The organism is Paenibacillus sp. HGF5 (genome assembly GCF_000204455.1).
In the GTDB taxonomy this organism is placed as follows: Bacteria; Bacillota; Bacilli; order Paenibacillales; family Paenibacillaceae; genus Paenibacillus_AQ; species Paenibacillus_AQ lautus_A.
Map to the genome: position 1 here is coordinate 52,776 of NZ_AEXS01000158.1, position 12,222 is coordinate 64,997.

Sequence of the window (12,222 nt, forward strand, 5' to 3'; positions counted from 1 at the left end):
TGTCCACTCCTATTTCCATTAATCCAACCGAAGAATCATTTCGTACGTTTAAGCCATCGATGCATAAATCCTTTGATTCCCTTCGGAGTTTCCGGCTCCGCGACAGCAGGAACGGCCAAGTAACGAAGCGCGATCCGTCTGATATCACTGGAAGCGTTACACCGTGGATAAGCTGCCGTAAACGGAACCTGCCGCTTAACGGACTGGACAACATGCGTATCATCGGCAATCGAGCCGAGCAGCTTGATGTCGATGTCCAGAAAACGCTGGGCCGTCAAAATAATTTTGCCCGCCGCCTCACGAGCCTCTTCCTCGTCCCCTGCACGGTTGACGATCAGGCTGAACGGAACCTTGCTTTCCGTGCCGTGGACCACCTTGATTAACGCATAGGCATCCGTGATGGACGTCGGCTCCGGCGTCGTAACGACAAGGCATTGATCAGCGGAGGTAATAAACTTCATGTTTTCCTTGGATAAGCCGGCCCCTGTATCGAAGATGATGTAGTCCATCCCGGAAGCAATGCGCTCGATCTGGGATATGAAATAATCCATCTCTTCCTCGGACAGGGACATCATGTCCGCCAAACCCGAACCTCCGGCAATGTAAGGCAGCTTATCCGGCCCATACTGGATCACTTCTTCTATGCTCTTCTCCCGGCGGATGAGATGATACAGGCTGTACCGAGAGGTAACACCCATCAGAACGTCAATGTTTGCCATGCCGATATCGGCATCAAAGACCAGAACCCTTTTTCCCAACGATTGCAAAGTCAATGCAAAATTTAACGTGAAATTGGATTTCCCAACCCCGCCTTTGCCGCTGCTGACGGTTATGATCTTGGCGGTTCTTGCGGAGGTCGCCTTGGCGCTATCCCCGGGCTGCTGGGCCGAAACCAACTGGCGAAGCGAGTGAGCTTGGTCCGTCATGTACGACTCTCTCCCAGCAGCAGATGGCATAACCGTTCAGGGTCGGCCATCAACAGATCATCGGGCACATTTTGACCATTGGTCATATAAGACAGGCGAAGGTTGTGGGCATCGATCAGATTAAACAAGGCGCCGTAGCTTCCGGTTTCATCCATCTTCGTGAATATGACCTTATCCAGCTCGTATTTGCTGAAATGATCCGCGATTTCGATCATATCGCTGCTCTTGGATGTGAGGCTGAGAACAAGATAAGTTTCGCTTTGATCGGAATGGGAGAACAGGCTTTGAAGCTCGGAAACGAGCAGCTCATTCCGATAGTTCCGGCCGGCCGTATCCATTAATACCAAATCGCAATCCTGGAGCTTCTGAAGGGCTCGCTGCATGTCGCCGGGCGACTGCACGACCTCCATCGGCACATTGAGAATGGAAGCATAAGTGCGAAGCTGTTCAACGGCGGATATCCGATACGTATCGGACGTAATGAAGCCTACCTTGCGTTGATTACGGAACAGCTGCTCTGCAGCGATCTTCGCAATCGTGGTTGTTTTGCCGACCCCCGTTGGGCCAGCGACATATACGATCCGCGTCCCGGGCTGAACGCCGTCGCCGATACGCCCCTCAAGGAACGCCTCGGCCTGCTTATAAATCACGTTCAGAAGCTCGGTCTCGCTCATCTGCATTTGGCTGGCTTTCCAGGCATCTTCCGCGGCCGCGAGCCACTCTTCCGCCAGCTTGGCCGATAGATCCTGCTTCAGCAGCTGATCCCGGATAACATGCAGCGGCTCGGGAAGATGCTGCGCCTCCAGATTCTGCCTGGATAATCGCGCGATCCATTCCTTCATTTCCTTAAGCTCTTCAAGGACCCTCTGTTCGGATTCGCTGATTCCCAGTCGTGAACTTAACGACTCCTCCTGTCCCCCGCGGGATGGTTTCTTTGCTTCAACAGAAGCAGCGGCTTCCGTTGAATCGCTGCGTACCGCTGCCGTATCGGCCTCTGCAGTCTGCTGCGTCTGGCTGACCTCGTCCTTTTGCCTGTCCACAACCTCCTCGGAAGCTGCCACCTGGCTAAGCAACTCGGCAAAGCGGCTATAGTCGGCCTCTTGCCGCGCATCCGCTGCGTTATCCGCGTTATTCACTGGAAGCGGGGAGGTTTTAGGGCCTTGCTTCGAAATTTCAGCCGTTCGCTGGTAGGCCTTGGGTACAGCCCCTGAGGGAACAGAAGGCGTAACTTTGGGCTTGACCGGGGCAGAGCCCTTGGGCTTCTCCGCCTGCTCTACCGCCGCGATCACCTCTATTTTCTTGCGGGTGAACATCCCGAGGAACCCGCCTACCTTGGTTTCCTTCGTGCTCAGTATGACGGCATCCGCACCCAAATCCGTACGAATATGCTGCATCGCCTCAGGCATCGTGTCGACGATATACCTTTTCACTCTCATAAGTTCACCACTCCGACACTTTGAATTTCGACGTTAGGCTCCAGCTCGCTATAGGACAACACCGGGATATCCTGCATGCTTCGTTCAATGACCTGCCGCAGATACATTCTTATGGCCGGCGAGGTCAGCAGCACGGGCTGCTGTCCCATCTGAATAATCCGATTGACCTGCTCGCTGAGCTTTTGAAACACGCTCTGCGTGGATGCCGGATCCATCGCGAGATAGCTTCCTTGGTCGCTCTGCTGAACGCTCTCGGCGATCTTCTTCTCCAGCTGCGGTCCGACCGTGATGACACGCATCGCCTCTCCTTCTTGAGCGTATTGCTGTGTAATCTGCCGTGAGAGGGCTTGCCTTACATATTCGGTAAGGACATCAGGGTCCTTCGAATAATGCCCGTAGTCGGCAAGGGTCTCGAGAATCGTAACCATATCCCGGATGGAGATCTTCTCGCGGAGGAGCTTGGCCAATACCTTTTGCACTTCCCCGATGGTCAGCACGGAAGGAATGAGCTCGTCCACAAGGACCGGATAGCTTTCTCGAATATTGTCTACCAATGCCTTGGTTTCCTGGCGTCCGATCAGCTCATGGGCATGTCTCTTAATGAGTTCCGTCAGATGGGTAGCAACGACGGACGGTGGATCCACAACGGTATAACCAGCCAGATCCGCCCGTTCCTTCATGGCTTCGTCAATCCACAGTGCAGGAAGCCCGAACGCCGGTTCCGTCGTCTCGATCCCTGTTACGGAATCGTCCTCGTATCCCGGGCTCATGGCGAGATAGTGATTTAATAATAATTCACCGCCGCCGACAGCATTCCCTTTTATTTTTATGACATATTCGTTCGGTTTTAGTTGAATATTGTCGCGAATTCGGATGACCGGCACGACGAGCCCCAGTTCAAGCGCGCATTGTCTCCGGATCATAATGATACGGTCCAATAAGTCCCCGCCCTGCTGCGCGTCTGCCAGCGGAATCAACCCATATCCGAATTCGAATTCGATAGGATCGACCTGCAAGAGGTTGATCACACTTTCCGGGCTTCGCACCTCTTCGATCTGCTGTTCCTCTTCCAACTGCTCCACTTCCACCTGCTTGCGATCCAAATTGTTCTGCATCGTCCGTGCCGCGATAAAAAGTATGAGTGCAATCGGCGCGGTCGTGATCAGATGAATCGGTGTGAAGATCCCCAGCAGCAGGACGGTCCCTGCAACAATGTACAACAGATGAGGATATGAGAAGAGCTGCCCTGTCAGATCCTCAGCCAGATTTCCTTCGGATGAAGCACGCGTAACAATCAGGCCCGCTGCCGTGGAAATCAGGAGAGCCGGAATCTGGCTGACCAATCCGTCCCCGATCGTCAGGATCGAGTAGGTGCTCATCGCGTCTCCGAACGACATGCCGTGAATCGAGATCCCGATAATAAATCCGCCGATCAGATTGATGAGCATGATGACGATCGTGGCGATGGCATCACCCTTGACGAATTTACTCGCACCATCCATGGCGCCGTAAAAGTCGGCTTCGCGCTCGATCTTGCTGCGGCGCTCCCTGGCTTGCTGCTCATTGATCAGACCCGCGTTCAGATCCGCATCGATGCTCATCTGCTTACCCGGCATCGCGTCGAGGGTAAATCTTGCCGCAACCTCGGCTACCCGTTCCGAGCCTTTGGTAATGACGATGAACTGTACGACGACGAGGATCAAGAAGACGATGAAGCCAACCGCAATTTCGCCGTTGGCAATCCATTTGCCGAACGTGGCAACAACTTCGCCTGCGTTAGCTTCCGACAGGATCAGCTTCGTTGTCGATATGTTAAGCGCTACTCGAAAGAGTGTCGTGATGAGCAATAAGGAAGGAAAAATGGAGAAATCGAGCGCTTCCTTCGTATTCATGGCCACCAGCAAAATGATGAGCGCCAGCGAGATATTGATAATCAGAAGTACATCGAGCAGCCATATCGGGATCGGAAGAATCATCATGAGTACGATGCCAATGACACCCGCAAGGACAGATAGATCTTTTATTTTCACTGCACAGACGCCTCCGGTCCCTAGTTATTTCGCTTTACCTTTTAGTTTATATACATAGGCCAGCACTTCCGCTACGGCCTGGAACAGGTCTCCCGGAATCGAATCCCCGATTTCCGACCGTTGGTACAAAGCGCGTGCCAGCGGCTTGTTTTCCATCGTTATAATTCCGTGTTCCTTCGCGATTTCCTTAATCCGCAAGGCCATGAAATCTTGGCCTTTTGCAATGATTTGCGGAGCTTCCATCGTGGACCCGTCATATTTGATCGCCACTGCGAAGTGGGTCGGGTTCGTGATGATGACGTCGGCATTCGGAACTTCCTGCATCATCCGCTGAAGTGCCATCCGACGCTGGCGCTCCCTGATCTTTCCTTTGATCAGCGGATCGCCTTCCATTTTTTTGTACTCGTCTTTGATGTCCTGCTTGGACATCCGAATGTTTTTCTCGTAATCGTATTTCTGATACATGTAATCCAGAACGGCCAGAATGATCAGCCCGACGGCAATCTTAAAACCGAGCGACATGGTGATATCGGCCACGAAATGAAAGATGGTATCGGGTCCCATCGTCGATAAGGAGGACAAATCCTCCCTGGCAGCCCATAAGGTGCTGTACACGAGGTAACCGATAATGGTCAACTTGATGACCGATTTCAAAAACTCGACCAATGAACGCATCGAGAATATATTTTTGAACCCCTTGATGGGGTCGATTTTGCTGAACTTCATTTTCAGCGTCTCGCCGGTTAACATAAACCCGACCTGCAAATAATTAGCGACCAGCGCTATTACGAAAATCGAAATGAACAAAGGCGCGAGCAGAAGCAAGATTTGAACGCCATATTCCCCGAACAGCTGCATCACATTATCTTTCGTTACATTCATGGAGAGCCGATTAATGTATATATCGGTGAATAGTCGAACGGTGCGGTCCCTCATATAACCGCCAAAGATCAACAGGCAGAAGAAAGCCGCCAGCAAAACCGATGCACCCGATACCTCCATGCTCTTGGCAACTTGGCCCTTCTTACGCGTATCCTGGCGCTTCTTCGGTGTGGCTTTCTCCGTCTTTTCGCCAGCGAACAGCTGTAAGTCGACCGGATACCGGTATGACATCCGCTTCACCTCCATCCTCCTTAAGTCGGCTCGTCGCCAAGAACGCCGAGCAGCTCACGGAGCGCTTCAAACATTTTGGCAAACAGATGATCAAACAGGGACACCAGCATCGGCATAAGCAGCATCAGCAGCACGAGCCCAACGATGATTTTGATAATAATCCCGATGACAAACACGTTGAACTGCGGAGCCGTCCTTGCCAGAAAGCCAAGCCCAACATCGGTCAGGAACAGGGCTGCCACCAGCGGAGCCGCCATTTGAATGGCCAATACAAACGAGTGCGAGAATGTCCGAACGAGAAAATCCGTTACGTTACCCTCATGTATCTTCCCAAACACGTCACCCGTGATTGGGATCCAATCATAACTGTACATAATTGCATCAAACAAATAATGGTGACCATTCATGCTCAGGAACACCAGCAGAGCGAGATAATACTTGAAGTTCCCGATTAATGGGGTGGACGTCCCCGTAAACGGGTCGATGACATTCGCCATGCTGAAACCGATCTGAATATCAATTAATGCCCCGGCAGTTTGGACGACAGCCATGATGAGATAAGCAGTGAACCCTAGAAGCAGTCCCACCAGCACTTCCTGGACGATTAAGATGACGTATGACAGATCTTGCGGAACCACTTCCCCGAGCCCGAACGATAGATAAACGATCAGGGCGATAATGGCCGACAGGGCTATTTTGTAAGAAGAAGGTATACCGCGCGAAGCAAACACTGGCGATATTACAAAAAAAGATGTTATTCGACAAAAAATAAGCATGAAAACTGGTAAACTTTGCTGCAACCATTCCATGGACACTCAGCCTATCCGATATATTTGTAGAGATTGTCCAAAATACCGTGCGTAAAATCCACTAACGTCGTTAAGATCCAAGGACCAAACAGCAGTAACGCTACAAGAACGATAATGATTTTTGGTACGAAAGCCAGCGTCTGTTCCTGGATTTGTGTTGTCGCTTGAAAAATACTGATGATTAGTCCCACAACCAGTGCGAGAACCAGCATCGGCGCGCTCACCTGGAGCACAATATAGACCGCTTGTCCTGCCAGACCGATAATAAATTCAGCGCTCACGGCTTAGTCCCCCTGTATTCGAATTGCTTGCCGCTTATTGCTACGGGTTAAAGCTCATCAGCATGGATTTCACTACCAGATACCAGCCGTCCACCAAAACAAAGAGCAAAATCTTGAATGGCAGCGAGATCATGACCGGCGGCAGCATCATCATCCCCATTGCCATCAGCACGCTGGCAACCACGATATCGATGACCAGAAACGGGATGAAGATCATAAAACCCATTTGGAAACCCGTCTTCAGCTCGCTAATGGCAAATGCCGGAACTAAAACCGTTAATGGAATGTCCTCGTAGGATTCGGGTTTCTCCGCGCCGGTGTAATTCATGAACAGCAACAGGTCCTTTTCCCTTGTGTGCGCGAACATGAACTTCTTCATCGGGTCTTGAGCCTTATCCAGTGCTTCCGCTTGAGTGATCTCCCCTTTGAGGTAGGGCTGCAGCGCGACCTCGTTCATCGAGGACAACGTGGGAGCCATAACGAACAAGGTAAGGAACAGCGCCAGGCCGATCAACACTTGGTTTGGCGGTGTTTGCTGTGTTCCGAGCGAAGTACGGACAAAGCCGAGCACGATAACAATCCTTGTAAAACTTGTCATCAGCACCAGAATCGCCGGTGCAATACTAAGAATGGTGATCAGGAGTATCAAGGACAAGGAGCTTGTCCCCGGTGCATCTCCCTCATTACCGATTTGAATATCAATGTTCGGAATCGGATCCGCGAATGCCGTATGGGAAAACAATAATCCAAACATGATGAAAATCGTGATAGCGTACGAGATCTTTTTATTCATGAATCCTTATGATCCTCCCGCAGCAATTCTTCGACCTTTTCTTTCCGGTTCGGTACGCTGCGCAGCTTGGATTCGAACACTTCATGGAAAGAAGATGTATCGTCCAACTCAATTTCTTCCGGTGGTTTGTCTTTACGGAGTTTTGCCGCCAATTTCGTTATAAAAGGCGGCAGTGCCCCATTATGTATTCCAGAATCCTGTTCAAATGCAGCTTGGATAAGCGCAACTTCAGCGGGATCAGAAATTTTGTCCACCAACCGGACGTCTTCGCCAACTCCGATCACATAGATGCTGCCCCCAATTTCGACGAGCTGAAGGGATTTGTTAGGGCCCATACCAACCGCACCCAAAGTACGAATGGAGCGGCCCTGCATCCAGCTCTGATTCTTTCTGCCTAGAAAGCGAATCAGGAACACGATCAACGCAATGATGATGGCAAGTACGATAAAGACATAAAACAACTGTAAATAATACCCGGTAGTACTACTTGAGCCCAATCTGTCAGAAGCTGCCATCATCATAAGAAGAATCCTTATACGCCAAGCGTCTTGTTGATGGCTTCAATAACTCTGTCCGATTGGAACGGTTTAACGATGAAGTCTTTCGCTCCGGCTTGGATTGCGTCAATAACCATCGCTTGCTGACCCATGGCAGAGCACATAATTACTTTGGCATTGGCATCTACTTTTTTAATCTCTTTAAGCGCTGCGATACCATCCATTTCCGGCATCGTAATATCCATCGTAATCAGATCTGGACGAAGTTCTTTAAATTTCTCGATTGCTTGTGCACCGTCCTGTGCTTCCCCCACAACCTCGAATCCGTTCTTGACCAATATGTCACGGATCATCATTCTCATAAATGCAGCATCGTCCACGATCAGAATTCGGTTAGCCATTGATAAAAATCCTCCCTAAAATGTTTGTGCTATTGTAATTTTTGAATCCGGTCCCATTGGCTTACGATATCCGTCACACGCACGCCAAAGTTCTCATCGATGACAACGACCTCGCCTTTGGCAATCAGTTTATGATTGACGAGGATGTCAACAGGCTCACCGGCCAGCTTGTCCAGCTCGATAATCGAACCTTGCGACATTTCCAGGATATCCTTAATTTGCTTTTGGGTCCTCCCTAATTCTACGGTGACTTTAAGGGGAATGTCCATCAGTAAGTTCAGATTGTTTTCATCCACCTGGGTGTACGGTGCTGATTGCAGATTAGCGAACTGCACGGGCTGTACATTCACATTGCGATTCGGCATGCCGCCATACTGCTGCGGCTGTGCTTGGTAAGGCGTCTGCGGCTGACCGTATGGCATGGATTGCTGCGGGATGGGCCCGCCATGTCCTGGCATAGGCTGACCGTAGCCTTGTCCATAATCGTAGCCTTGACCCATGTCTTGGGTTTGTGCCGGATTAACCGGTGCTTGTACCGATTCCTGGGTACTGGCCGGCGCTTCCACCGCCGGAGCAGCTTCCTGCTTCGCAGGCTGCGGTTCTTCTGTCCCGTTGATGAGCATGTGAACCATATCCTTGGAGAAATGAACGGGCAGCAGCTGCATAATGGTTGAATCAATAAGTTCACCGATAATTAATCGGAAAGAAATCTTAATCAGTGTTTCATCCGGCGGCAGGTTGTTGACCCCTTCCCCGTTCGCCATGTTGAGAATGTCAATGCCTGGCGGCGATATATTGACAAACCGGTTGAAAATCGTCGACATGCTCGTTGCGGAAGACCCCATCATCTGATTCATCGCTTCCTGAACGGCACTGATATGAATCTCATTGAGTTCCTCTTCCACCGGGTTGCCTTCCCCGCCTAACATGAGATCGGCAATGACCTGTGCATCGCGTGTCTTAATGACCAGCGAATTAATTCCTTCAAATCCGTCCACGTACTTAACATGTACCGCAACATGCGGCTTCGGAAATTCTTCCTCGAACTCGCTTCGCTTAATGATCGAAACTCTGGGGGTCGTGATGTCCACTTTTTTGCCCAGCAAGGTGGACAGGGCGGTTGCAGCGCTGCCGAAGGTTATGTTACCGATCTCACCCAGCGCATCCTGCTCCAGAGGTGTTAATACGTCATCGACAGTCGCCGCCGAAGGAATTGATGCTGGTGATGCCATTTCCGACTGTTTTAACAAAGCGTCGATTTCTTCCTGGGATAAATAATCTTTACTCGTCAAATTCTTCAGCTCCTTCGATGACAATTTCATCGATTTGTACAGCAACCCGGTCTTTTATCGTTCCGGGACTGCCAATAAACTTTAATTTGTCGCCGACCTTGATGGATAGTCCGTCATGCATCGGCTTGTTTAACGAAATAACGTCGCCGACGCTCAGTCCCAAGAACTCGGACACGGTAAGCTGCGAAACGCCCAGCTCGGCAACGATCGGAAGCTTGGCTTTGCTTACGCGCTGTTTAAGAGCATCCACTTCCTCCGGAACGCTCGCTTTTTTCTCCGAGATGAACCATTGATGCGCGGACAGCTTGGACATGATCGGCTCCAGCACCACATGCGGTATGCACAGGTTAATCATGCCCGTGGTATCGCCGATTTTTGTGCTAAGGGATATTAGCGCAATGGTTTCGTTCGGTGACACGATCTGCATGAATTGCGGATTCGTTTCCAATGCTTCGAGGCGCGGGGATATATCCAGTACCGTTTTCCATGCCTCCTGGAGGCTATCGAACGCCCGGCTGAATATGCGCTCCATGATAATCGTTTCGATTTCGGTCATCGAGCTGATGGAAGACGGAGCAATGCCCGTTCCTCCAAGCAATCGGTCCAGCATCGCGTAGGCAATGTTGGGATGGACCTCAAGCACCATCCGACCTACGAGCGGTTCGGCTTCAAATATATTAAGAACTGTCATTTTTGGTATGGAGCGAATAAATTCATCATACGGAAGCTGTTCAACCTGCACCACGTTGATTTGCACAAAAGTACGTAACTGCGCCGAGAAGTAGGTCGTCAAATAGCGTGCAAAGTTCTCGTGGATCCGAGTCAAGCTTCGAATATGATCCTTCGAAAAACGGAGGGCCCTCTTAAAATCGTAAGAACGGATTTTCTTTTGCGTTTCCTCTTTTTTCAGTTCTTCAGCATCCATTTCCCCTGAAGAGAGAGCGGCCAATAAGGCATCGATCTCATTCTGCGATAAAACATCAACCATCTACTCACCCCCTTACAGGTCGTCCGACGAACAGTCTAGATACCTACGATCATTACTTCTGTCATTTCGATTTGAATCAAGTGACCGGACGTTAACGACTTATTGATCAGGTTTTGCAGCTTGGCAATAAACTGTTCGCGCCCTTTGGAATCATTCAGTAATTCGGGTTTCGTGTCGGCCAGCGTTTTGATAATAATTGGTTTGATCTTGATTTCCTTGATTTTATCGAACTCTTCCTTTGCTTTTTTATCGTTAAGCTGAAAAGCAAAGGCCATCTGGGCAACAAATTCAGGATCTGCCAGATTCGTCTTGATACCGGTTATTTCCGATGTCATCTTTACGATCTCGTCGGCCGACAACTTAGATAAAGCCGCGGCATTGGCCGAAGCCTGACTTTTTCCGTTATCGCCAAGCAGCTTGTCCGACAACAGGAAGATGGCCAGGACAATCAGCGTAATCGATAACAGGATCGTAATTAACCAGGGGAGCATCTTTTTCATGAAGGTTCCTCCAATTGCTGCACTTTAATGGTGGCTTGATGAATGCCTACCTCGTGGTGATACGCCTTAACGGAAGCGATGATTTCATTTGCACTTTCAAGCACAATCATCCGTTTTCCATTAATCAAAGTAATGTAGGTGTCAGGAGTCTCCTCAACCATTTCTATCAACAGCGCGTTAAGCCACAACTGCGAACCATTTAACCTCGTTACCGATATCATGGATAGCCTCCTTGTTTAATTAGGGAGGGGAGGGCCCCTCCCTATCCATCCTTATCGTTTCAGATTGACAACTTCTTGAAGCACTTCATCCGAAGTCGTGATAATCCGGGAGTTAGCTTGGAAGCCGCGCTGAGCGACGATCATTTCAGAAAATTCGCCTGTCAAGTCAACGTTGGACATTTCAAGCTGACCGGCAATAATCGCACCTGTTCCTTCTTCCGCGTTATTCCCATCAAACATGACGGCAGCCAGATCACCATCCGGAACTGCATTCAGGGTCACGCGATACATATTGCCTCCGATTTTTTCCAGGCCTTCCGGATTCGGAATTTTCGCAACGCCGATAATGGCTCCTTCTTCCGTCGTTCCGTCACTCATCTTCTGAATGATGGCGCCATTCTGAGCAATTGTGAATGCCGTAACCTCTTCGTCCAGCTGGATTGGGTCACCCGCCGAATCGAGAACGAGCATACCGTCCGAAGTGACCAGGTTACGCGCTACGTCGACATGGAAGTCGCCAGCACGAGTTAAGAAAGGCACTTCTTGATCCTCGCTGAGCTTCACCATGAAGAATCCGTCTCCGTCAATTCTCAGGTCTGTCGGATTATTGGTTGTCATTGCACTGCCTGGCGTATGCAAAGTATCAATCGAGCCGATGGATACGCCGAGACCGATCTGCTTCGCGTTTACGCCGCCGGATGGATCGTCGGTTCCCGGCGTTACGCCGGACATCGTTTGGCTGAGAATATCTTTAAACATGACACGTCCCGCTTTAAACCCAACCGTATTTACGTTGGCAATATTATTACCAATGACGTCAAGTTTGGTTTGGAAACCTCTCATTCCGGAAATGCCGGAATACATGGATCTTAACATCGATTTTCCTCCTTCTGTTATGGACCGCTTCTGTCGATCAGCGGCCGCCTGGCTTCCTC

The 12,222-nt window shown here is 50.2% G+C and carries 14 protein-coding genes; all 14 read right to left on the minus strand.

Features of this window, described 5'->3' with window-relative positions; all coding sequences use genetic code 11:
• Positions 1-35: 35 nt before the first annotated feature.
• The 14 genes from HMPREF9412_RS25675 to HMPREF9412_RS25740 are packed head-to-tail and all read right to left on the minus strand — an operon-like array spanning position 36 to position 12,163.
• Positions 36-926, minus strand: coding sequence for a MinD/ParA family protein (locus tag HMPREF9412_RS25675; protein ID WP_009594758.1), 891 nt, complete (start codon positions 924-926; stop codon positions 36-38).
• Positions 923-2,362, minus strand: a complete 1,440-nt coding sequence (gene flhF, locus HMPREF9412_RS25680; RefSeq protein ID WP_009594754.1) for a flagellar biosynthesis protein FlhF — start codon at positions 2,360-2,362, stop codon at positions 923-925. Before flhF ends, HMPREF9412_RS25675 begins: the two co-directional genes overlap by 4 nt.
• Complete coding sequence (flhA, locus tag HMPREF9412_RS25685; RefSeq protein WP_009594696.1) at positions 2,359-4,392, minus strand: flagellar biosynthesis protein FlhA; 2,034 nt, start codon at positions 4,390-4,392, stop codon at positions 2,359-2,361. Before flhA ends, flhF begins: the two co-directional genes overlap by 4 nt.
• A 24-nt stretch (positions 4,393-4,416) precedes the next feature.
• On the minus strand, positions 4,417-5,505 hold the full coding sequence (flhB, locus tag HMPREF9412_RS25690; RefSeq protein WP_036673629.1) for a flagellar biosynthesis protein FlhB: 1,089 nt from the start codon (positions 5,503-5,505) through the stop codon (positions 4,417-4,419).
• A gap of 20 nt (positions 5,506-5,525) precedes the next feature.
• Positions 5,526-6,314: a flagellar biosynthetic protein FliR gene (gene fliR, locus HMPREF9412_RS25695; RefSeq protein ID WP_036673615.1), complete on the minus strand. Its 789-nt coding sequence runs from the start codon at positions 6,312-6,314 to the stop codon at positions 5,526-5,528.
• Between the two features lie 11 nt (positions 6,315-6,325).
• The gene (gene fliQ / locus HMPREF9412_RS25700; RefSeq protein ID WP_009594725.1) at positions 6,326-6,595 is read right to left on the minus strand and encodes a flagellar biosynthesis protein FliQ; all 270 of its coding nucleotides are present in this window, start codon (positions 6,593-6,595) and stop codon (positions 6,326-6,328) included.
• A 40-nt stretch (positions 6,596-6,635) separates the two neighbouring features.
• Positions 6,636-7,388 (minus strand): flagellar type III secretion system pore protein FliP, encoded by a 753-nt coding sequence (gene fliP / locus HMPREF9412_RS25705; protein WP_009594726.1) that lies wholly within the window; start codon positions 7,386-7,388, stop codon positions 6,636-6,638.
• Positions 7,385-7,909, minus strand: coding sequence for a flagellar biosynthetic protein FliO (locus tag HMPREF9412_RS25710; protein WP_036673618.1), 525 nt, complete (start codon positions 7,907-7,909; stop codon positions 7,385-7,387). Before HMPREF9412_RS25710 ends, fliP begins: the two co-directional genes overlap by 4 nt.
• 11 nt (positions 7,910-7,920) lie before the next feature.
• The gene (locus HMPREF9412_RS25715) at positions 7,921-8,286 is read right to left on the minus strand and encodes a response regulator (RefSeq protein WP_006211317.1); all 366 of its coding nucleotides are present in this window, start codon (positions 8,284-8,286) and stop codon (positions 7,921-7,923) included.
• 29 nt (positions 8,287-8,315) lie between these two features.
• Positions 8,316-9,578, minus strand: a complete 1,263-nt coding sequence (gene fliY, locus HMPREF9412_RS25720) for a flagellar motor switch phosphatase FliY (protein WP_009594761.1) — start codon at positions 9,576-9,578, stop codon at positions 8,316-8,318.
• Positions 9,568-10,566: a flagellar motor switch protein FliM gene (gene fliM / locus HMPREF9412_RS25725; RefSeq protein WP_009594751.1), complete on the minus strand. Its 999-nt coding sequence runs from the start codon at positions 10,564-10,566 to the stop codon at positions 9,568-9,570. Before fliM ends, fliY begins: the two co-directional genes overlap by 11 nt.
• A gap of 35 nt (positions 10,567-10,601) precedes the next feature.
• Positions 10,602-11,066, minus strand: coding sequence for a flagellar basal body-associated FliL family protein (locus HMPREF9412_RS25730; RefSeq protein ID WP_009594755.1), 465 nt, complete (start codon positions 11,064-11,066; stop codon positions 10,602-10,604).
• Positions 11,063-11,287, minus strand: coding sequence for a flagellar FlbD family protein (locus HMPREF9412_RS25735; protein WP_009594749.1), 225 nt, complete (start codon positions 11,285-11,287; stop codon positions 11,063-11,065). Before HMPREF9412_RS25735 ends, HMPREF9412_RS25730 begins: the two co-directional genes overlap by 4 nt.
• A 51-nt stretch (positions 11,288-11,338) precedes the next feature.
• Entirely contained in the window at positions 11,339-12,163 is an 825-nt protein-coding gene (locus tag HMPREF9412_RS25740) for a flagellar hook-basal body complex protein (protein ID WP_009594695.1), read from the minus strand.
• Between the last annotated feature and the right edge of the window lie 59 nt (positions 12,164-12,222).